This window comes from Bacillus sp. MHSD_36 (assembly GCF_030757775.1).
Lineage (GTDB): Bacteria > Bacillota > Bacilli > Bacillales > Bacillaceae_G > Bacillus_A.
The window spans coordinates 188216-210896 of sequence record NZ_JAVBIS010000006.1; the positions used below are offsets into that span (position 1 = coordinate 188216).

General features: G+C 36.2%; 19 protein-coding genes. 12 read left to right on the forward strand and 7 right to left on the reverse strand.

What is annotated here, in order from left to right; all coding sequences use genetic code 11:
- Window positions 1-9: 9 nt before the first annotated feature.
- From qoxB to Q9B79_RS22380, 3 genes are all read right to left on the reverse strand, one after another.
- Entirely contained in the window at window positions 10-1944 is a 1935-nt protein-coding gene (qoxB, locus tag Q9B79_RS22370) for a cytochrome aa3 quinol oxidase subunit I (protein WP_306187741.1), read from the reverse strand.
- 33 nt (window positions 1945-1977) lie between these two features.
- Window positions 1978-2853 carry a cytochrome aa3 quinol oxidase subunit II gene (locus Q9B79_RS22375; protein WP_306187743.1) on the reverse strand — a complete coding sequence of 292 codons (876 nt, stop codon included), beginning with the start codon at window positions 2851-2853 and terminating at the stop codon, window positions 1978-1980.
- A gap of 282 nt (window positions 2854-3135) precedes the next feature.
- A complete protein-coding gene (locus Q9B79_RS22380) occupies window positions 3136-4551 on the reverse strand; it encodes an amino acid permease (protein ID WP_306187745.1) in 1416 nt (471 codons plus the stop codon).
- A gap of 378 nt (window positions 4552-4929) precedes the next feature.
- Between Q9B79_RS22380 and Q9B79_RS22385 the strand changes: the two genes are divergently transcribed.
- The 8 genes from Q9B79_RS22385 to Q9B79_RS22420 all read left to right on the forward strand — a co-directional run bounded on the left by Q9B79_RS22385 (window position 4930) and on the right by Q9B79_RS22420 (window position 12620).
- Entirely contained in the window at window positions 4930-5640 is a 711-nt protein-coding gene (locus Q9B79_RS22385) for a C39 family peptidase (RefSeq protein ID WP_306187747.1), read from the forward strand.
- Between the two features lie 131 nt (window positions 5641-5771).
- Window positions 5772-6947, forward strand: coding sequence for an amidohydrolase (locus tag Q9B79_RS22390; RefSeq protein ID WP_306187749.1), 1176 nt, complete (start codon window positions 5772-5774; stop codon window positions 6945-6947).
- Between the two features lies 1 nt (window position 6948).
- Window positions 6949-7146: a DUF3311 domain-containing protein gene (locus tag Q9B79_RS22395; protein ID WP_306187751.1), complete on the forward strand. Its 198-nt coding sequence runs from the start codon at window positions 6949-6951 to the stop codon at window positions 7144-7146.
- A complete protein-coding gene (locus tag Q9B79_RS22400; RefSeq protein WP_306187753.1) occupies window positions 7143-8615 on the forward strand; it encodes a sodium:solute symporter family protein in 1473 nt (490 codons plus the stop codon). The genes Q9B79_RS22395 and Q9B79_RS22400 overlap by 4 nt, the downstream gene beginning before the upstream one ends.
- A 144-nt stretch (window positions 8616-8759) precedes the next feature.
- Window positions 8760-10196, forward strand: a complete 1437-nt coding sequence (gene gerLA / locus Q9B79_RS22405) for a spore germination protein GerLA (RefSeq protein WP_306187776.1) — start codon at window positions 8760-8762, stop codon at window positions 10194-10196.
- The gene (gerLB, locus tag Q9B79_RS22410; RefSeq protein ID WP_306187755.1) at window positions 10197-11321 is read left to right on the forward strand and encodes a spore germination protein GerLB; all 1125 of its coding nucleotides are present in this window, start codon (window positions 10197-10199) and stop codon (window positions 11319-11321) included.
- Window positions 11305-12471, forward strand: a complete 1167-nt coding sequence (locus Q9B79_RS22415; protein ID WP_306187757.1) for a Ger(x)C family spore germination protein — start codon at window positions 11305-11307, stop codon at window positions 12469-12471. Before gerLB ends, Q9B79_RS22415 begins: the two co-directional genes overlap by 17 nt.
- An 11-nt stretch (window positions 12472-12482) precedes the next feature.
- Window positions 12483-12620 (forward strand): hypothetical protein, encoded by a 138-nt coding sequence (locus Q9B79_RS22420; protein ID WP_263703330.1) that lies wholly within the window; start codon window positions 12483-12485, stop codon window positions 12618-12620.
- Between the two features lie 58 nt (window positions 12621-12678).
- On the opposite strand, the gene Q9B79_RS22425 is transcribed toward Q9B79_RS22420, so the two are convergent.
- The 3 genes from Q9B79_RS22425 to Q9B79_RS22435 are packed head-to-tail and all read right to left on the reverse strand — an operon-like array spanning window position 12679 to window position 15033.
- Entirely contained in the window at window positions 12679-14079 is a 1401-nt protein-coding gene (locus Q9B79_RS22425; protein ID WP_060629589.1) for a nucleoside recognition domain-containing protein, read from the reverse strand.
- On the reverse strand, window positions 14057-14779 hold the full coding sequence (locus tag Q9B79_RS22430; protein WP_306187760.1) for a FeoB small GTPase domain-containing protein: 723 nt from the start codon (window positions 14777-14779) through the stop codon (window positions 14057-14059). The genes Q9B79_RS22425 and Q9B79_RS22430 overlap by 23 nt, the downstream gene beginning before the upstream one ends.
- Window positions 14776-15033, reverse strand: coding sequence for a FeoA family protein (locus tag Q9B79_RS22435; RefSeq protein WP_098669174.1), 258 nt, complete (start codon window positions 15031-15033; stop codon window positions 14776-14778). Before Q9B79_RS22435 ends, Q9B79_RS22430 begins: the two co-directional genes overlap by 4 nt.
- A gap of 512 nt (window positions 15034-15545) precedes the next feature.
- On the opposite strand from Q9B79_RS22435, the gene Q9B79_RS22440 reads away from it, so the two are divergent.
- The 4 genes from Q9B79_RS22440 to Q9B79_RS22455 all read left to right on the forward strand — a co-directional run bounded on the left by Q9B79_RS22440 (window position 15546) and on the right by Q9B79_RS22455 (window position 18977).
- A complete protein-coding gene (locus Q9B79_RS22440; RefSeq protein WP_000245119.1) occupies window positions 15546-16445 on the forward strand; it encodes a phosphate ABC transporter substrate-binding protein PstS in 900 nt (299 codons plus the stop codon).
- A 70-nt stretch (window positions 16446-16515) separates the two neighbouring features.
- Window positions 16516-17406 carry a phosphate ABC transporter permease subunit PstC gene (gene pstC, locus Q9B79_RS22445; RefSeq protein ID WP_306187778.1) on the forward strand — a complete coding sequence of 297 codons (891 nt, stop codon included), beginning with the start codon at window positions 16516-16518 and terminating at the stop codon, window positions 17404-17406.
- 2 nt (window positions 17407-17408) lie between these two features.
- The gene (pstA, locus tag Q9B79_RS22450) at window positions 17409-18329 is read left to right on the forward strand and encodes a phosphate ABC transporter permease PstA (protein WP_306187763.1); all 921 of its coding nucleotides are present in this window, start codon (window positions 17409-17411) and stop codon (window positions 18327-18329) included.
- A 123-nt stretch (window positions 18330-18452) separates the two neighbouring features.
- Window positions 18453-18977 carry a P-loop nucleotide/nucleoside kinase family protein gene (locus tag Q9B79_RS22455; protein ID WP_306187765.1) on the forward strand — a complete coding sequence of 175 codons (525 nt, stop codon included), beginning with the start codon at window positions 18453-18455 and terminating at the stop codon, window positions 18975-18977.
- Between the two features lie 41 nt (window positions 18978-19018).
- On the opposite strand, the gene Q9B79_RS22460 is transcribed toward Q9B79_RS22455, so the two are convergent.
- The gene (locus Q9B79_RS22460; protein ID WP_306187767.1) at window positions 19019-22063 is read right to left on the reverse strand and encodes an efflux RND transporter permease subunit; all 3045 of its coding nucleotides are present in this window, start codon (window positions 22061-22063) and stop codon (window positions 19019-19021) included.
- Window positions 22064-22681: the final 618 nt, after the last annotated feature.

Here is a 22681-nt window from a genome sequence, read left to right on the forward strand (position 1 = left end):
TTTCACCTCTCATGCTACATGTTCTGATTTTTTAATTTCATCAACACTGATATAGTAACCGTCATCGTAATCGAATGAACGATAGATTAAGCAAGCTAAAATACCAACGCCGCCGATTGCTGCAAGCCAGAACCAGCTAAATACTAATGCGAAACCTGCAAGACCGAAGAATCCAGACGCAATAATAGGCACACCAGAGTTACTTGGCATGTGAATTGGTTTAATATCTTCTGCTGCTGGTGTAACTGTTTCTCCGCGTTTCTTCATGTACCAGAAAGCATCAGCTTCTTTGATTTCAGGAAGTTTCGCGAAGTTGTAATGTTGTACAGGAGATTGAGTTGCCCATTCAAGTGTACGGCCATCCCATGGATCTCCAGTTGTGTCACGTTCACCGTGACGAGCACTCCAAATTACGTTGTAGCAAAGAAGTAGGAAGCCGATACCCATCATTACCGCACCAACAGATGCGATTTGGTTTAGCCATCCCCATCCAAGACTTTCAGAGTAAGTGTACATACGACGAGTCATACCGTCTAAACCTAAGAAGTACATTGGGAAGAAACAGATGTTGAATCCGCTCATAAAGATCCAGAATGTCCATTTACCTAGGCGTTCATTTAACATATGACCAGTCATTTTTGGATACCAGAATGTGAATCCAGCAAGCATAGCGAATACTGTACCTGCGATTAATACGTAGTGGAAGTGAGCGATTAGGAAGTAGCTGTTATGGTACTGATAATCAGCTGCTGCCATACCAAGCATAACCCCTGTAACCCCACCGACTACGAAGTTTGGAATAAATGCCAATGACCAAAGCATTGGAACTGTAAAACGAATACGTCCTTTATACAGTGTAAACAACCAGTTAAAGATCTTAACACCGGTTGGAATCGAAATCGCCATTGTCGAAATCGAGAAGAATGAGTTAACCGCTGGACCTGCACCCATCGTGAAGAAGTGGTGAAGCCATACGACGAAACTTAGTAAAGAAATTGCAACCATTGAGTATACCATCGCACTGTAACCGAATAGACGTTTACGTGAGAATGTACTAATGATTTCAGAGAAAATACCGAATGCCGGTAAAATAACGATATATACTTCAGGGTGACCCCATACCCAGAATAGGTTGGCCCATAACATTGGCATACCGCCGCTCGCCATCGTAAAGAAGTGAGCATCGAATAGACGGTCAAATGTCATTAATGCAAGAGCAACTGTTAATACTGGGAAAGCGAAAATAATGATAATTGTTGTAATTAAGATTGACCAAGTAAACATTGGCATTCTCATTAAAGTCATACCAGGTGTACGCATTTTTAAGATAGTAACAAGGAAGTTAATACCTGTCATTAACGTACCGAGACCTGAAATCTGTAATGCAATTGCGTAGTAGTTATTTCCTACACCAGAAGTAAACTCTGTACCTGCCATTGGGAAGTAAGAAGTCCACCCAGCGTCTGGAGAACCACCGATTACGAAAGCGATGTTGAATAACATTGCTCCGACAAAGAATAACCAGAAACTTAAAGCATTTAAGAACGGATATGCAACGTCACGAGCACCAATTTGTAATGGTACTACAAGGTTCATTAATCCCATAACGAATGGCATCGCCATGAAAAGAATCATAACTGTACCGTGTGTTGTGAAGATTCCGTTATAGTGTTCAGCATTTAAATAAGTTGTTTCTGGGAATGTTAACTGTGCACGGATCATTAAACCGTCCATACCACCACGGAATAACATAATAACCGCAGAGATAATATACATGGCACCAATCTTTTTATGGTCAACAGTTGTTAACCATTCGTCCCAAAGCCATTTCCATTTTTTATACTTTGTTAGTACGAAAATGATTGCTAATGTCACAAGAACGATAGAAGCGTCTGCACCGTAAATAATCGGATCACCTGTGACAAAGAATTCATCAAGCTTCACTGTGTTCACTCCAATCTGTTGGAATTATAGCTATTATTTTTTGTTTTTGTAGTAGTTGTAATCACAATATTCAAGTGATTTTGGATCAACATAACTTAAGTGATGGCTAGAGAATGTCATACGACCAACTACACCAGGTTTAACAATTTCGTTGTACTTATCTTCTGTTAGTTTAGGAGCAGTTTGTTGTACTTCTTTAACCCACTTGTCATACTTCTCTTTAGTTTTTGCTTCAACTTCGAACTCCATGTGAGTGAATCCTTCACCAGAGAAGTTCGCGCTACGGCCTAGGTAAGAACCTGGCTTATCAGCTTGTAAATAAAGGTCCATAATCATACCATCCATAGTGTACTTCATACCACCAAGTTCTGGTACCCAGAAAGCATTCATTGGGCCAACAGAAGTCAATTTGAATTGAATTGGTACACCAGCTGGGATGTTTAAATAGTTAACGGTTTCAATTTTTTCCTCTGGGTAACTGAATAACCATTTCCAGTTTGCAGATGTAACATAAATCTCCACTGGTTTAATATGTTCGGACTCTTTCGGAACCTCTTCCGAAGCATAAGTTGCTTTTACTGTTGGAATCGATAATGCGATAACGATAATAACAGGAACAAGCGTCCAAATGATTTCTAATAATGTGTTACCGTGTTGTTCAGGTGGCTCATAGTCCATATTCTCTGGTTTTTCACGATAACGAATCAAGATGACTGTAAACAAGATGAATACAATTGCGATAATTAATGACATAAGCAAGAATGACCAAACAATTAAATCATACTGTGCTTTTGCAACAGGTCCTTGCGGATTTAATACTGCGAGTTTCTTATCACAGCCACCGAGGAACAGAAGTAATGATAACGGAAGAAGCGAAGCCAGCTTCCAAAACGTTTTCTTTAGTTGCACGATTGAAAATCTCCTTTCTCCTTGGATTGAAACTATGCCAATAAAACAATATAAACCTATTAATTTATAGATGGCAATAGTTTTTGTGATATTGTTAAAAAATAGACACAAATGCACACTTTTTAAGGTGAATATCATTTGTAACTTGATAACATTGTAAACCATTTTCCAGTGAAAAACGTGATTGTGAAAATTTTAAGATAAATAAAGTTATACCAAGATATCCAATAAATAGAAAAAAGCTATCTTATGATAAGAAAGATAGCTGAATATTTAGTATATTTAGTTTACTTCTTTTTTTAGACTTATTTGTTGTTCAAATGTGACAACTTTTTTATATTTAACTCGGTATAAAATGTAACAAATGATCATAAACGGAATACCACAATAAAGAGCAATTCTCTGGTCTGGAATGAAAGCTAAACTAACAAATGTAATGAAATTGAGTGAGAATGCTACGATTGGAACTAATGGATAAAGTGGTGTGCGATATTTTAAATCATTAATGTCTCCGCCGTTTTTTAAGAAATTTCTACGGAAGAAAAACTGTGAAGCTGCGATTGACATCCAAACTACGACAGCGGCCATAGCTGCAATAGATGTTAAAACTAAAAAGACAGTATCTGCTGCAAATATACTTGTTAATAGAGACAAGCTTGCAAAGATTAGACTGAAAATTAATGCGTTCAATGGCACACCTTTTTTCGTTAACTTCGTAAAAGCTGGACTTGCCATTCCTTGTTTTGCCATCGCCCAAAGCATACGTGAATTTGCGTATAGACCAGAGTTGGCTACGGATAATACAGCTGTAATAATAACAAAGTTCATGATGTCTGCTGCATATGGAACACCAGCTACATCAAATACAAGTACAAATGGACTTTCGACTAGATTAGCCTCTTGCCACGGGAGTAAACCTACAACAACTGATATGGCTAGGACAAAGAAGAATAGCGTTCGCCAAATGGTATTTTTGATTGCTTTTGGAATTGTTTTTTCAGGATTCTCACTTTCTCCTGAAGCGATTCCGATTAATTCTGTTCCTTGGAAAGAATAATTTACTGTAATCATCGTAAGAAGAACAGCCAATGCACCGTTTGGAAATAATCCGCCATTTTCAGTGAAATTGTGAAGCATTGGAGCTGGTTTTCCGTTAAAGTCTAGTAGACCGAACATAACTGCACCACCGAGTACGATGAAAATAACGATGGTTGCGACTTTTACACTAGCGAACCAAAATTCTGCTTCTGCATATGCTTTTGCTGATAGAGCGTTTACAAGAAAGAGTGCTGCCGCAAATGTAACACACCAAATCCATGAAGAAACATCTGGAAACCAGCGTTTCATTAAAATACTTACAGTTGTTAACTCTACTCCAACTGTAACAGCCCAATTCAACCAATACATCCAACCGACAACAAAACCAAAACCAGGTGAAATAAATTTGCTTGCATAGCTTTGGAATGAACCTGCTTCTGGCATAGCAACGGATAATTCACCAAGACATAACATCGTTAAATACATAACAAATCCACCGACTAAAAATGCAAGAATAGCACCACCAGGACCGGCGTTATGGACGATTTGACCTGATCCCATAAATAGGCCCGTTCCAATCACTCCACCAAGTGCAATCATAAATAGGTGTCTACTTTTCATTGTTCGTTTTAAATCTGTTTGTTCTACTTGTTGATTCATATGCCCCTCACCTCGTTATTTTCTGTATGTATGAACTGATTTTCATTCCGAGTTTTTAATCATTAGTGGGGGATATGACACATACTCGGTTTATTTACTATGAAATGAATGGAGTATGTAAAAGCGAACTATGACTAAATACTCTAAGAATGTTTTTATTAACAAAGTGATATCTTCACCATATTAATTATTTCGATTTTAGCAAAAAAATTCAGAAAAGTATATTGTTTTTTCCTTTTATTAAAAATAATTAGAATTTTCCTGATAGTAAAAGTGTGAACAATAATTCACAGAATCTTTCTAGCAAACTAGTAAGAAGAAAGGTACAATGATAGGAGGTATGTCTGTAAAATAATAATTAATGGAGTTTTGTTTAAAATGAAAAAGTTAAAATATCTTTTTGTTTTTGGGATTATATTTGTTGCCGCGTTTTTTATAGCGAAAGATAAAATTATACAAAAGGCGCAAGTATTCCGTTTAGAGTTTCTTTCTGAAATGAAAGAAGCGGCTATGATTGAAAATGTTCCGTTTATAAAGCAGTTACCAGAATTACCTCGTGGATGTGAAGTGACAAGCTTAGCTATGTTGCTACAATATAAAGGTGTACAAGTAGATAAGATGCAACTTGCTAGTGAAATTCATCGAGTTCCATTTGAACAAGATGGTTTGCGTGGAAATCCTTATGAGGGATTTGTTGGAAATATTTATACGAAAGCTGAACCAGGATATGGTGTATACAATAAACCAATCTTTAATTTAGCAGAAAAATATGTTCCTGAAAAAGTAATTAATTTAACAGATAGAGACGTGAATGATCTATATAAGGTAATTAGTTCTGGTTCTCCAGTATGGGTTATTATTAATACAACGTTTAAGCCGCTAGCTGAAAGTAGTTTTGAAACATGGAAAACAAGTTCTGGTGAAGTGAAAATTACATATTTTGAGCATAGTGCAGTAGTGGTTGGATACGATCAAAACTTTGTGTATGTAAATGATCCTCTAAAAAACAATCCGCGTTTCGCTGTTCCACGAGCAGAGTTTGAGAAAGCTTGGGAGCAAATGGGGAAACAAGCGATTACTATTTTATAATAATGAAAAGTCATCTTTTTGATGGCTTTTTATTTTTGAGTTCCAGTGATAGAAAATTCAGAAGATTCTTTTAAAAGTTGATAATTCACGTTATAATAACATTTAACTTGGTGAAGAAGGGGAGAAGAGAAATGGATGTAGTGAAGGAACTAGTTGTATCGAAAAATCAATTGATTGAGTGGAGAAGGCATTTTCATAAGTATCCAGAGTTATCTTTTCAAGAAGAAAAAACATCACAGTTTGTTTTCGACATACTTCGGAAAATCCCACATTTAGAAGTGTCAAGACCCACTAAATATAGTGTAATGGCAAGATTAATTGGTAAGAAACCTGGTAAAACCATCGCGGTTCGAGCTGACATGGATGCTCTTCCTATTCATGAAGAAAATGAGCTTGACTTTATTTCTACAGAACCAGGTGTGATGCATGCATGTGGCCATGATGGGCATATAGCGATATTACTTGGAGTTGTACATAAGTTAGTAGAGGCAAGAGAGAAAGTTGAAGGGGAGATTCGTTTTCTCTTCCAACATGCAGAAGAAAACTTTCCTGGCGGTGCAGAGGAAATGGTTGCAGCGGGTGTAATGGAAGGTGTGGATTATATTATTGGTGCTCACCTTTGGGCATCGTTACAGGTAGGGAAAATAGGTGTGATTTATGGTCCGGCAATGGCTGCCCCAGATGTTTTTAAAATTACAATAGAAGGAAAAGGTGGACATGCTGGAATCCCTCATGAAACTGTTGATAGTATTGCAATCGGTACACAAGTCGTTTCCCAACTTCAGCAAATTGTATCTCGCCTCACGAATCCGTTAGATTCTCTTGTAGTATCTGTTACGCAATTCCATGCTGGGACAACCCATAATGTGATTCCAGAACAAGCGGAGATTGAAGGGACAGTGCGGAGTTTAAGACATGAGTTACGAGAAGAAACAGAGAAAAGGATTGAACAGATTGTGAAGCATGTGACGGAAGCTTACGGAGCGAAATATACGTTTTCTTATGAATATGGATATCGCCCAGTCGTAAATGATTATGAAGTTACAGAGATTATTGAGCAAACAGCATTACAGCTTTATGGAAGGGAACGAGTTACTCGTTTACAGCCGACGATGGCTGGAGAAGATTTTTCAGCATTTTTACAAAAGGCACCGGGGACATTCTTTTTTATCGGAGCGGGAAATAAAGAGAAAGGAATTGTATATCCTCACCATCACCCTCGTTTTACGATTGATGAAGATGCATTACCGATTGGGGTGGAAGTCTTTGTATTATCCATTATGAATTTCATAAGTAAAGGAGAATGAGATGAAGAAAATACATCTATTAGCGCTTATTCCAGTTTTTTGTTTAGTCATTGGACCTGTATTTGCTAATTCAGTTACTCCTTACATATTAGGGATGCCATTTTTATTATTTTGGATATTATTATCGGTGCTCATTACGTCTCTTTGTATGGGGATGGTGTACGTATTTGATCCTGCGAATAAGGGGGATGTAAAATGACCGCATTGCTTATCATTATTTTATTTTTGTTTCTTGCACTATTTTTAGGAATTCGAGCGCAACATGGAAAAGATATGAATTTAGAGCAATGGTCAGTTGGCGGAAGAGGATTTGGCACTATTTTTGTTTTTCTTCTTATGGCAGGTGAAATTTATACGACCTTCACATTTTTAGGCGGAAGTGGATGGGCGTATAGTAAAGGAGCCCCTACTTTCTATATTTTAGGTTATGGCGCATTAGCTTATATTTTATCTTACTTTTTATTACCGCCAGTTTGGAAGTATGCGAAAGAGCATAATCTTGTTTCGCAGCCAGATTTTTTTGTGAAGAAATATAAGAGTCAGACACTTGGCATTATTGTTTCTATCATTGGGGTTATTTCGATTATCCCATATCTTGTTTTACAGCTAAAAGGGTTGGGGATTATCGTTTCGGAAGCATCTTACGGAAGGGTATCACCAGTTATTGCAGTGTGGATTGGTGCAATTGTCATAACCATATATGTAATGGTTTCAGGTATACACGGCTCTGCTTGGACGGCCGCTTTGAAGGATATTATGATACTGTTTATCGTTATGTTTTTAGGTATATATTTACCGTACCATTATTACGGAGGATTTCAGCCGATGTTTGAAGCAGTAGAAGCAGCGAAACCAGGGTTTTTATCTTTACCTGATGAAGGAATGAGCATTTCTTGGTTTGTTTCTACTATTGTACTAACAGCTCTCGGTTTCTATATGTGGCCTCATACATTCGCTTCTGCTTTCTCTGCCAAAAACGAAAACGTATTTCGTAAAAATGCAGCAATTATGCCACTGTATTCTTTAGTTTTACTTTTCGTATTTTTTGCAGGATTTGCTGCCATACTGCAGGTTCCAGGGTTAAAGGGAGGGGATGTAGACCTTTCGTTATTCCGTCTTGCTCTTCAAACTTTTGATCCGTGGTTTATTGGGATTATTGGTAGTGCTGGAGTTTTAACAGCATTAGTTCCGGGTTCTATGCTTGTTATGGCCGCTTCTACATTATTAGCAAAAAATATTTACCGAACAATGGTCCCATCTGCTTCGGATCGACAAGTTGCAAAAGCGGCGAAATTATTTGTTCCTGTAGTAACGCTTGTAGCTGTTTTGTTCACTTTTAAAGGTGGAGAAACGATAGGAGCACTCCTTTTAATGGGATATAGTATAGTGACACAACTTTTCCCTGCGCTTGTATGTAGTTTGTTTCCACGTCAAGTTATTACGAAACAAGGGGCAATTGCGGGAATGGGGATTGGGTTGTTAGTAGTCGCATATATTACTTTAACTGGTTCAACTATAGCTACAATGTTTCCGAGTTTCCCTCAATATATAAAAGATTTAAATGTAGGTATAGTCGCATTGTTAATGAATATGATTGTGATGTTTATCGTTAGTGGATTTACGAAAAATGTGTCTGTAAAAGCAGACAATATAATAGTAGAAAAATAATCCGTGGGCTAGAGCTATCTTTGAAAAGAGATAGCTCTTTTTTGTATATATTTTCTTTTATTAGCGGAATCTAACTAAAAACTTGTTGAAAAGGAAGTTAGGTGGGGGATTTTGTTAGAGTTAAAAGGTAACTTATTTGAAGTTATGAAAAAAATTAGGGATGAGTTAGGTTCGCCTAATGATTTAACAATTAGGGAAGTTGCCCTTGCTGGTAGTTTTACACGTTGTGCTGTTATTTTTTTATGTGGGTTAACAGATAAGGATAATGTTTATAAATATGTAGTTCGTACACTTCAATATGAAGAAGTGCAAAATGAAGCAGCTGTCGTTCAGACGTTATTGGATCGTTTTATTTCTATTGCGGAAGTTGGTAAGAAGACAACGTTTCCCGATATTATAAATGCGATTTTAGCGGGAGATACAGTTATATTAATTGATAATATTCAAACCGCTATTGTGATTAATAGTAGAGCTTGGGAAAAAAGAAGTTTAGAACCGCCAGTAACAGAAGATTTAATACGTGGACCGAGGATCGGATTAAATGAAGATATTAACGTGAATAAAATGTTAATTCGCCGTAGTTTACGTGACCCAAAGCTGAGATTTCAATCTTATATTATGGGGAAGAGATCTCAAAAAGAAGTGACGTTAGTATATATAGAAGACATTATTAATCCTTACATTGTAAAAGAGCTAGATCGGCGTCTTCAATCCATAGTCACAGATGTCGTTTTTGAAACGGGTACGATTGAACAATTAATTCAAGATAATAATTTGTCACCGTTTCCGCAGTTTTTGAATACGGAAAGACCTGATAATATTGTGGCCTCCTTAGCGAAAGGAAAGGCTGCTATTTTGGTGGATGGATCACCGTTTGCCCTTATAGCTCCGCTAGTATTTGTTGATATTTTTCAATCTGTGGAAGACCATTATGAGCGTTGGGTCATTGGGACTTTATTAAGAATTTTGCGGATGTGGTCGGGTATAGTTGCAGTGTTAATGCCAGCGATGTATGTGGCTCTCGTATCATATCACCAAGGACTTATTCCTTCTAAACTGGCATATTCAATTGCTGGGGCGAGGGAAGGCGTGCCGTTTCCTGCCTATATAGAAACGTTAATGATGGCATTAACGATGGAGTTAATACGAGAAGCGGGAATTAGGTTGCCGAAACCGATGGGGCAAACAATTGGGATTGTAGGTGGTCTTGTAATTGGGGAGGCAGCGGTGAACGCAGGAATTGTAAATCCATTTTTAGTTATCATTATTGCGGTTACAGCTATCGCTACCTTTTCTCTCCCTGTATATAGCATTACGATTACGTTTCGTATTTTACTTTTCGTCTTTGTGTTAGCAGCAACTGCTTTTGGTTTGTATGGAATTATTTTAGCGCTTATTGCACTTGCTGTTCATATTACAAATTTAACAAGTGTTGGTGTACCGTATACGACTCCAATTGCTCCTGCATTTTATAAAGATTGGAAAGAAGAATTTATACGTATGCCAAAATCGATGTTGAAAGATAGACCGGAATATTTACAAACGAAAGATTCTACAATACGTCCAAAGGAGCGGGAATAATTGAAACCATTTGAGTATGGCGATGAAGAGATTGGATCTCGGGAAATTGGGTTTGCAGTATCGTCGACCATTATTGGCATAGGGGCGTTGTCTATGCCGAGAGATATTGCTAACCAAACTTTATTTTCGGACGGTTGGATTATTTTACTTTTGGGTGGATTGGTATGTGCAGTTTTAGGTTGGTTTGTAACGAGGGTAGCTATCTTATTTCCGAAACAAAACTTTGTTCAATATACAAGTGCGCATTTGACAAAGCCTGTTGCTTACACGATTAGTAGCATTTTAGTATTAACGTTTGCTGCTTTGACAGCATATGAATCGCGAATGATTTCAATTATTTCTCAAACGTATTTATTTAGTGAGACACCGATACAACTATTGTCTTTCTTCTTCTTACTAGTTGTTATTTACGGAATAGCAGGATCGAGAGCGGCGTTATTAAGACTAAATGTTCTATTTTTACCTATTGTTTTAATTGCGATCGTGCTTCTTTCTTTATTGAATATAAATTTAATGGAAATAAATAATTTACTACCAGTTTTTCAAACGGAAGTAAATGAATATGCTGTTGGAGTTAAAAATTCTATTTTTACGTTTATTGGATTTGAAGTAGCTCTGTTTTATGCAGTGCTGTTAAACGATAAGACGGCGAAAAAAGCACCAATGGCAGTTGCAAAAGCTGTAATGGTAAACGTGTTGGCATACATTTTAATTTATTTAACTTGTATTAGTGTTTTTACGTATATGACAACGCGTGGATTGACATATCCAACAATTGAATTAGGTAAAGAAATTGAAATTGGTGGAGGGTTTTTAGAAAGGTTTGATGCGATTTTTTTTACGACTTGGATTATTACTATTTATAACACGACAGCCATGTATTACGACGTCGCATCTTTATTGTTTTGTGCGATGTTTCCGAAAGTGAAGAAACATATTTTCATTTTTGTAAGTGCCCCTATTATTTTTATGGTGAATATGGTACCGAGTAGTTTGAATGTTTTGTCAAGCTATGGGACTTATTTAGCTTGGATAGATATGGGGTTTGTTGTGTTAGCGCCTTTGCTCGTTTTAATTGTATATAAAATAAAAAGAAGGAATGGTGGAAATGAAACGCCTTCTTAAATTTATAATGATTATGGTTGTAGTTGGATTCATGAGTGGGTGTTCGGAGTTAGAGGAGATAGAAGAAAGGGGATTTGTAGTAGGTGCAGCCTATGATATCGTGAAAAAAAAGCAGGCAAATCCGATTATGAAAGGGACGTATCAGATGGTACTTCCGAGTAAGCTAGCACAGCAAGGTGGAAAAGGTGATGGAGATGGTGAAAATTACATTAATGTTAGTGCAAAAGCAGATAGTGTCTTTGAGCAAATACGAATTATCGCCAAAAAAATTAGTCGCTCACTATTCTTTCCACATATACAAGTGCTCATTTTTTCTAAAGATTTATTATCGAACCCATATGTTCTGCAAAATACGTTAGATGTATATATTCGCGATCATGAGATGAGAAGAAATATTCGTTTGTTCGTTTCTAAGAAAGATGCAGAAGCTATTTTAAAGCAAAGTGCCAAGCCTGAAAATTTACCGGCGCAGTATATTGATATGTTAGCTGAACATCCTCCGAAAAATGCTCAAATGATTGAGGCTTCAAGAATTGGTGAAGTTCAGGAAAAGATGATTTCCAACCGAAGTTTCGTATTACCTATTCTCGAACTAACAAAGCAAGGGGTACAAATGAATGGTGCGGCGTTGTTTCGTGGAAAGGATAATAAGTGTGTAGGCAGTTTGAGTGGGGAAGAAACATTAGGAATGAATTATATAATAGGTAAAAAAATTGGAGGTTTTTTTACCATTCGTAAAAAGGAGCAACTAATTACATATGAAATTCATAAGGTGCGTCGGAAAATTAAAGTATCTACAACGAATGCTGAAAAACCAAAGTTTAATATTCATTTATATCTAGAAGGTATATTGGCTGAGTTGCACTTTAGTGACCATAAAAAGGTTTTGAATGAAAAGCATTTAGAGAAAGATATATCGGAAGAAATGGAGGAGCGCATTCAAAAATCGATTAAGCTTGTTCAAAAAAAATATAAGGTAGATGTATTGGAACTAGGAGAGGTATATAAGCGGCATAATTATAAAGAGTGGAAAAAAATAAGTAAGAATTGGGATCAAGGTGAAAATTACTTTAGTGATGCTGAAATTGCTGTTCATGTTCATCCAACAATTGAGCATTCAGGTTCGGCATTACCAAAGAGAGTGAAATAAGGTGATATCATTTGTTTACGGGATTAGGAATTAGCTGCACGATATTAATGGCAGTTCTTCCGGGAGCCACATACTTCATTCATAAGAAACTCACAATGTATGGAGCGCAGCCTTGGAATACTGATGCACAAAAAAAGAAACCTGAATAAAATTCAGGTTTCTTTCGTGCAAAGCAAATGAAGGGGGATACCTTCATTTGCTTTGCTTTTATACAAGCCCTAACCAATGTACCAATTGTGTAGAGAGGAATGTAACAACAATGGCGATAACGGTAGGGATTGCAAACGATAAGAATGTCCATTTGGCACTTTTTGTTTCTTTATATATGTTAACCAGTGTTGTTCCACATGGGAAATGAAGAAGTGAGAACAACATTGTGTTTAACGCTGTTAACCAAGTCCAACCATTTTCTAAGAATAGATTTTTAATTTGATTAAAATCGTCTATTTCAGTTAAAGCTCCGGTTGATAAATAAGACATTAATAAAATCGGGATAACAATTTCATTCGCTGGTAGTCCAAGAATGAACGCAGCTAGAATAAAACCGTCAAGTCCTAACATTTTAGCAAATGGATCTAGGAAGTTTACAAAATACATAAGTAAGCTTGTGTCACCGATAAAAATATTAGCAAGTAACCAAGTTAATGCAGCCGCAGGGGCAGCTACAACTACAGCTCGTTTTAAAACATAGACTGATTTATCAAGTGTTGCACGCACAATTGTATTCCAAACCTTTGGCTTACGATACGGCGGTAACTCAAGTGTGTAGTGGGTTGGAACACCTTTTAAAGCTGTTTTTGATAGTACCCAAGAAACGGTTAATGTCATAATAATACCAATTACAACCATTCCAACTACAACGCCAGCAGTAACTAATGTTTGCATACTACCTGTATAACCAGCAGCCATAAATAATGAAGCCATTAAAATTAACATAGGCCAGCGACCGTTACAAGGAACGAAGTTGTTTGTTAAGATTGCAAGCATACGTTCACGTGGTGATTCAATAATACGTGTTGACATGATGGCTGCTGCATTACAACCAAAGCCCATTGCCATTGTTAAAGATTGTTTGCCATGTGCACCAGAGCGTTTAAATAAGCGGTCCATATTAAACGCAACGCGTGGTAAGTATCCGTAGTTTTCTAATAGTGCGAACATCGGGAAAAAGATAGCCATAGGTGGTAACATAACGCTAATAACAGCACCGATACCGCGGAATAAGCCAAGTATTAAAATGCCATGTAACCATTCAGGTGCATGTGCTGCCTGGAACCAAGATGTTAAATACCCTTCGGCCCATCCGAAGAATTCAGCAATCATATCAGACGGTACGTTAGCGCCTGCAATGGTAAGATAAAAAATAATAGATAAAATACCGAGCATAATTGGGAATCCCCATATTGGAGATGTGAAAATTTTATCTAGTTTTTCAGAACGATATAATTTATCAGTATTTGTATATTGAACAGACTCTTTACATATGCTTGCAGATGTTCGATAAATATCTCCGACAATATCATCCCGTATATCTTCTTTTGAGAGTGCTTGTGCATGTTGAATAATATAGTCTAATGGAAGAGCCTTACTGGCTGAGTGAGATTCCATTCATTACGACCTCCCTTACAAGTGGTTCATTATGGTGTTTTTGGAGTGTAGTTAAGAAATTTTTATCTCCATCTAATATACGTAACGCAATCCAACGTGCTGGATACGTATCACCGAACACTTTATAAATTTTTGGTTCTAATTCCTGAATCATACTTTCGATTTTTTCGCTGTAAGAAATTTTAATTGGTGTTGGAATTAGTTTTTTATTTGCTACTTTAGCAATGACATTTAGTAAATGACCGATGCCTACTCTGTTACGAGCGGAAATCTTAACTACAGGTACACCGAGTGATTTTGCTAATTTTTTTTCATCGATAACGATGCCTTTTTTCTCGGCTTCATCAATTAAATTAATACAAATGACTACGTTGCTCGTCATTTCCATCACTTGAAGTGCTAAATTTAAATTTCTCTCCATAGCAGTTGCATCTATAACAACTACAGTTACTTCTGGTTTTTCAAATATAATATAATCCCTTGCTACTTCTTCATCTGCAGAATTTGAATATAGTGAGTAAGTTCCAGGTAAATCTATTAATGTATATTTATTTCCGTTATGTTCATATTCCCCTTCGGCTTTTAAAACAGTTTTTCCCGTCCAGTTTCCAGTATGTTGTTTTAAGCCTGTTAAAGTATTAAATAATGTACTTTTCCCAGTATTCGGGTTACCAGCTAAAGCAATGCGATGTTTGCTCATCTGAAATCATCTCCTATTAATACCCCGAAAATAAGGGAACTTTCTTCTTTGCGTAGTGCAATAGTTGTGTTGCTTACTTGATAAGCGACTGGATCTCCGAGTGGACTGCGCTGTAATACTTTAATTGTTGCTCCAGGGATAAATCCTAAATCTAATAAACGTCGCTTCATAGTTCCTTCTAATTGTATCTTCTCAATTTCTACAAACTCTCCTGTTCTAAATTCGGAAAGTGGTTTTGTGTTAGCCGATACCATAAAAGTTACCTCATCTCTATATTTTTAGTTTAAGTTTAAAAAGTTTCCTTAGGTAAACTTTTTGTTAGTAATATAGTAGACTACATTGGATGATGCTGTCAATTGGTACTTTAAAAATATTCATTTATTTTTAGAATTGTTCCAATTTATTTAGTTGTACTAAAAAATATTACTGAAATTCTGTGTAATGTACACAAATTAAGCGTGTAAAAGTAACAAAATACAGTGGAATTGTAAACGTAGCTTTAACTAAAAGGGAAAAAGAGTGAAAAACATTTACATTGAATTTACATTGTTAAGAATAAATTTACATTACAGCTTAATTAGTGTGGATTTTGTTGGGTTCTTCAACCATAAATGTTGGGATTCCTAGTTTTTAAGGGTTATTATCGTCATTTACTTAAAATTAAAAATTGCTTAACACTCACATAATATTATTGTCCTACAATGAATTTGTGTTCGAAAGAAGTAGACAAATGTGAAAAGTGATAATCCAAATGGGGGTACAAGACATGGTTATGAAAAAGGGTATTAAATTTTCTTTAGCAGCTTTAGTGGTAGCGGGGTCATTAGTGGGATGTGGAAAAGCAGAAGAGACATCAGGTAAAGATGCTAAAGGAAGCGATAATGCAAAACAAGAATTGTCAGGTACGATAGCAGCTGCAGGCTCTACAGCACTTCAACCTCTTGCAGAGGAAGCTGGAAAGAAATTTATGGAGAAAAATTCAAACGTTTCTATCCAAGTACAAGGTGGCGGTAGTGGAACTGGAATTAATCAAGTAGCTTCTGGTGCAGTCCAAATTGGTAACTCAGATGTTCCATCTGCAGATAAAATAAAAGATGCTGATAAGGCGAAAGAATTAGTAGATAACAAGGTAGCGGGTATTGCATTCGCACTTGTCGTAAATAAAGATGTAAAAGTTGATAATTTAACAGTACAACAAGTACAAGATATCTTCACTGGAAAAGTAACAAACTGGAAAGAAGTAGGCGGGAAAGATGAAAAAATCAACGTAATTAATCGTCCGGCTTCTTCTGGTACACGTGCTACATTTGAAAAAACAATTATGAAAGACGCAAAAATTAATGATGGAACTGGTACTACACAAGATTCTAACGGTGCAGTAGAGCAAGCGATTAACTCTACTCCAGGTTCAGTAAGTTATTTAGCAATGTCTTATATGGTTGGCGAGAAAAAAGGTGCGCTACAAACAGTGAAAATTGATGGTGCTGAACCAAAAGTTGAAAACATTGCGTCTGGTAAATATCCATTCTGGTCTTACGAGTACATGGTAACGAAAGGTGAGGCAAAAGAAGCAACAAAAGCTTACATTGACTATGTAAAAGGTAAAGATTTTGAAAAGCAAGTAGAAGACATGGGTTATATTCCAATGTCTAAATTAAATAAGTAATAAAATTTATGGGGCTGGCTGCAAGGCCAGTCCTGTTCATTTCAATTTATGAAGTGGGGTCTGTCCTGTGATGAAGGGGAAAAAACAAATTAATTACGTGAAAAGTGAATATATAGGAAGATCACTTGTTACGTTTTGTGGTATTTTTATTGTTTTAGTTACATTAGCTATTATTGCGTTTATTTGCGGTAAAGGAATTCAATCTTTTACGCAAAGTGGTATCTCGTTTACTGAGATGTTAACATCGACAAAATGGAGTCCAAATGCTGATGAGGGAGCTTTCGGGGCTGTAATTTTCATTGTAGGTTCAACGGTGGTTTCGTTAGGTGCGGTTGTTATTAGTGCGCCAATTGCTATAGCTCTTGCTATATTCATGAATTTAATTTCGCCGAAGTTTGGGAATAAAGTATTGAAACCTGTTTTAGAATTATTAGTTGGTATTCCTTCGGTTGTATACGGATTATTAGGGGTTACTATTTTAGTACCGTTATTACGCGATTCGTTTGGGGGAGTGGGATTTAGTTTAATTGCAGGTATTGTTGTATTAAGTATTATGATTTTACCTACTATTGCTAGTATCGCTTCGGATGCAATACGCTCTGTTCCATTTGATTATTTAGAAGCTTCTTATGGTTTAGGATCAACGAAATGGCAAGCGATTAGCCGAGTGATTGTTCCTGCTGCGAAAAAGGGGATTTTAACAGGTGTTGTTTTAGGGTTAGCGCGTGCTTTTGGTGAAGCATTAGCGGTTCAAATGGTAATTGGGAATACGATTAAATTACCAGAAGGAATATATAGTCCGACAGCAACGTTAACTGGTATTTTGACAATGGACATGACAAATACATTAAACGGAACTGCTTGGAACAATGCGCTATGGACTTTAGCAATGATATTACTTGTTATTTCATTCCTGTTTATTTTAGTAATTCGAGCAATTGGGCAAAGAGGTGAGCGATAATAATGAATGCAAGAACGGTAAATAAAGTTTGGACAGGTATCTTTTATGCGGTAGCGGCTTTAGTTGTAGCTTTGCTAGTGTTCTTAGTATTTGAGATTTTACAAAAGGGATGGGGTTTTTGGGATCCTAGTTTCTTGTTTGGAGAACCAAGCAATACAAGAGCTGGTGGTGGGATTGGTCCGCAGTTATTCAATTCATTCTATATGCTTGTTATAACGCTTATTATATCTATTCCCCTTGGATTAGGTGCTGGAATATATTTAGCAGAGTATGCAAAACAAGGACGTTTTTTAAACTTTGTTCGTTTATGTATTGAGACAATGGCATCTTTACCTTCTATTGTTGTTGGTTTATTCGGTTTGTTAGTGTTCGTTACAATGACAGGATGGGGATACACAGTAATGGGTGGTGCCCTTGCTTTAACGATTTTAAACTTACCAGGTTTAACACGTGTTTGTGAAAATGCGATTTCAGAAGTTCCTGCTAATGTGAAAGAGGCGAGTCTTGGATTAGGTGCAACAAAGTGGCAAACGATTACTCGTATTATTATCCCGTCGTCATTACCACAAATTATTACAGGTGTTATTTTAGCGGCAGGTCGTATATTTGGTGAAGCAGCGGCATTAATTTACACAGCGGGTTTAACATCTCCAATTTTAAATTCAGCAGCGGACTTCTCAAGTCCTGCTCATCCTTTAAATCCATTTAGGCCAGCTGAAACGTTAGCAGTTCACATTTGGAAGTTAAATTCTGAAGGAATTATCCCAGATGCGAAGTTGATTGCGACAAAATCTGCAGCTGTATTAATTATTATGGTATTGCTATTCAATGTTATTTCACGCTTAGTAGCATCTATATTGCACAAACGTTTTACAGGAGCGAAAAGAAAAAGTAAAACGATGAAGAAGGTAAAAGCGGCATAAGTTGTAAAGGGGAACTCTCTACTGATAAGTAGGGGGTTCTTTTTGTATTTTAATATAGAAGGAATGGAAGTAACAGGAATTGAATTATATAGATGAACAGGTGCAAATGAAGGGGTGGAGGAATTGTTTTTTCTACAAATGTCAGGATTTCCTGGATCGGGAAAATCGACAGTTTCTAAGTATATAGCGAAGTTAACGGGTGCTGTAATTGTAGATCATGACATTTTGAAATCAGCGTTGTTACAATCATTAGAAATGAAAGGGATTGAATCGACGATTGTTGGAGGAGTATCATACGATGTGGAATGGGCATTGATTGATTCTTATTTAGAACAAGGGCATAGTGTGATATTGGATAGTCCATGTCTATATGAAGGGATGATTGAAAAAGGAATTAAGCTGTCTAATAAACATGGTGTGAAATATAAATATATTGAGTGTTATGTGAATGATATGGAAGAGATTAATAATAGGTTGCAAACACGTAAGCGTATGGTCAGTCAAATTGAAAAGGTAGAGTCGGAAGTAGCTTTTAAAAAGTGGTTAAATGGTAGTAAAAGACCTTTAAATAGTGAATATATTATTGTGGATTCTAGTGAATCTCTAGAACGGTATGCGGAAAAAATGATGGATTATATGATTAGGTAGAGAAAAGGGTTATCTTCATGAATGAAGATAACCCTTTTCTTTTAAATATCAGGTGTTTCTGTAGAAGTGCTTATTTTTCTACGAGAGCGCCTTTTTCTCCCAATTTTATCTAATAGTTCATACATAACTGGAACGACTACTAATGTAAGAACAGTTGAGACTGCCAAACCACCGATGACAACAACGGCTAGGCTTTTTGATACCATACTTCCTGCTTGTGATTGGCTAAATAGGAGTGGGAGCATAGCAACAATTGTTGTAATAGCTGTCATAATAATTGGACGTAGTCTAGTGGAACCTGCTTCGAGTAAGGCTTCTCTCGTTTCCATACCGTGTTCCCGGTTTTGTTGTACTCTTTCTATTAATACGATAGCGTTTGTAACGACAATCCCGATTAACATTAATGCACCGATCAAGGAATTTACATCAACTGGTGTTCCTGAAATGATTAATCCTAAAATACCGCCGACAGCAGCTAATGGTAAGGAGAACAAGATTGCAAAAGGAGCACGTGCCTGCCCGAAGGTAATAACCATAATTAAATATACAATCCCAATTGCAATTCCCATAATCTTGAATAAATCTGTGAAGTTCTCTTGCATAGATTCAGTGGCGCCTGCGATATTTACTTTTGCTCCGCTAGGTAAATCTAATTCGGCTATCGCTTTGTTCACTTCAGTGCTTATCTTGCTTAAATCTTCATTTGAAGCTTCTGCGGTAATTTGAATCGTTTCTTTTCCATCTTTATGGAAGACTTCTGTTTGAAGTTGCTTTTCTGAAATAGTTGCAATGTCTTTTAAAGGAATTGATCCATTAATAGGTGATAGTATGTTTGTGTTTAAAATGTCTTCTTGTTTAGTAATACTTTCTTTTTTATGTTCTATTATAATAGCAGTTTTTTCGTTATTGATTGAAACTTCACCAATAGGTGATTTCTTCATAAGGAATGCTACTTGTTGAGCTGCTAATTCTGGTGTTAATCCTAGTTGTTCGGCCTTTGTTTGATCAACATGGATTTGCCATTCTTTCTTAGAGTCTTCTAAATTCGTTTTTACTTTAGAAAGATCATCCATATCTTTTAGTTTTGTTTCGACGATAGTAGCAGCCTCTTTTAAATTTGTTTCGTTAGTGGCTGTTACGTTGAATTGTAAATTATTGCCGCTACCAGAGCTTGAATAACTCATTTTTATATAATCAAGTTCAGCGGGCTCAAAAGTTTTATGTTCTTTCTTTAACTCTTTAATATACTGATCAATATCAGAACCCTTTTTAAAGACTACCAATATACTTGCGAGATTATTTTTGGTCGTTTGCCCCCATTGTGCATCTTCTGCGCTAGATCCCATTCGTAAAATAACATCCGTTACATCTGAATTAGAAAGTAGCTTCTTTTCGAAATCAAAAGCTTTTTGTTTTTGTGTTTCAGGAGCGTAATCAGCCGGGAAAGTCATATTAATAGATAACATTGTGTCGTCTTCAGATTTTATATTCGCTTTCGGTAGTAATACATAGGTAGCAATCGATCCTGCGAATAATAAAAAAGAAGTAAGTAGAATAATGAATTTATGCGAAAGAGCCCACTTTAATGTAGCGACATATCGTGGTGAAGAACTTTGCTTTTTGTGTTTTGTTTTTTTGAGTAGTAAAAAAGCCATAAGTGGAACAACTGTTAGTGCAACGATTAAGGATGATAGTATAGAATATACGACCGCTAATACCATAGGTAACATTAATTTTCCAATTACTCCTGATACGAGGCCGATAGGCAAAAAAACAGCGACCGTCGTTAAAGTAGAAGAAGTAATTGCGACGGCGACCTCTTTTGTTGCATCGAGAATAATATCTTTAGAGAAAGATTCTTTTTGTAAACGTCGGAAAATATTCTCAATGACAACGATGCTATCATCGACGAGACGTCCAACTGCAACAGCTAAACCACCAAGTGTTAAAGTGTTAAGTGTGATGTTAGATTGGTGTAGTAAAAAGAGTGTTAATAAAATAGATAATGGAATACTGACAACAGCAATGAGTGTCGTTCGGAAGTTACGTAAAAAGATTAATATAATTAGAGTTGCAGCAATTGCTCCAAGGATTACTTCTTTTCCCATGCTAGTAACAGCATTTTCAACTTGTTCATGAGTTGATGCTAAAAGTTTAATAGAAAACTGATCTTTATATTGTTTACTTATATCTTTAATTTTTTTATCGATTTCTTTTCCAATTGCAACTGCATTTTTACTTGGCTCTTTCATGATGATTAATCCAGTGCCTTCTTCGCCGTTTATATGTGAGATTGTATCGTAGTGTTGTTTAAGTTCAATTTGAGAAACATCTTGTAATTTAACTTGAGGTGCAACAGTGATTTTTTTAATGTCATTTACATTTTTTATATCCCCGATGACACGAAGGTTATATTCTTCTTTATTAACGGTAACAGCTCCAGCTGGAGTGGAAGTTTCTTTTCCTTGTAAAACCTTTAATATTTGTTCCGTTGTTACGTTTTTATCTTTTAATTGGTTTGGGTCTAGTATAATAGATAATTCGGAAGTTGATTTTCCAAAAAACATAACGTTGGCAACGCCATCAATGCTTTCGAGTTGTGGTACGATTTCCTTTTCGATTTTTTTTTCATCTGCTTTTGAAAATCCGTTTTGTTTTTGGATTGCAATTTGAGCGAGTGGAATCATAGAAGTATTTAATTGGCTAACTATCGGTTTAGTTGCATCTTTAGGTAATTTAATTGTATTAATGGCCTTTTCAACTTCACGTGTGGCATCTTTCATATTTGCTTTGGATGTATATGCGATATCGATGCGTGATAATCCTTCGTGAGTAGAAGAGGTGATGTTGTCAATGTTTTCTAAGTTGCGAAATTGTTTTTCAAGGGGATCGGTTACTTCTTTTGTCATTGCTTCAGCGTCGAGTCCTGGAGATAAGGTTGTGACGGTGACTGCGGGATTATCGATGCTAGGTAAAAATTCCATAGGTAATTTAGAGCCGGAATAAACACCGAGTATGGAAATGAGAAAAACCATGATGATAACAGCGGCGCGGTTTTTTAATGAAAAATTCGTTAACCTATCCATAAAGTAATTCCTCCATTGGTTTATTTGTAGTTGAGTACGTCCTTTCTTACTATATAACAAAAAATGGATATTTTTTATTAATTAAATGTAAAAAAATTCTAATAATAATCTTAAGTTGATGTTTCGTTGGAATTTCGTTATCTATCCTGTCGTTGATCGGACGATAAAATTCTCACTTCGAATTCGGTTGGAGTTATCTGCCAACAACCGGTTCTTTCAACTAGTAATGATTTGTGTGGAGGGACAAAAAATCAACATGTTCGCATTATTAGGAAGTGGCGAAGCTATTTTCTTTTTAAATGTGGACTTTAATGTAGAAGAGAATGAAAAGGTGGGAGGGAGTATGAAATGTAGTTTGGTTAATTAGAGTGTATTGGTATACAATCAAAATACTTATTTTCAGTAGAGAGAATACAAGGCTTTACTATAGAAGAAAGTAGGGTAGATAATTTTTTTGTTTTTTTTATAAAAAAACACTTGTTATTTAAAAACCATGATGGTATATTAATAAACGTCGCTGATGAGGAAACGCAGAAAACGACAAAAAAGAAATTTTAAAACTTAGTTGACATCGAAAAATGAAGATGTTAATATGATGAAGTCGCTTCTGAAGCGACG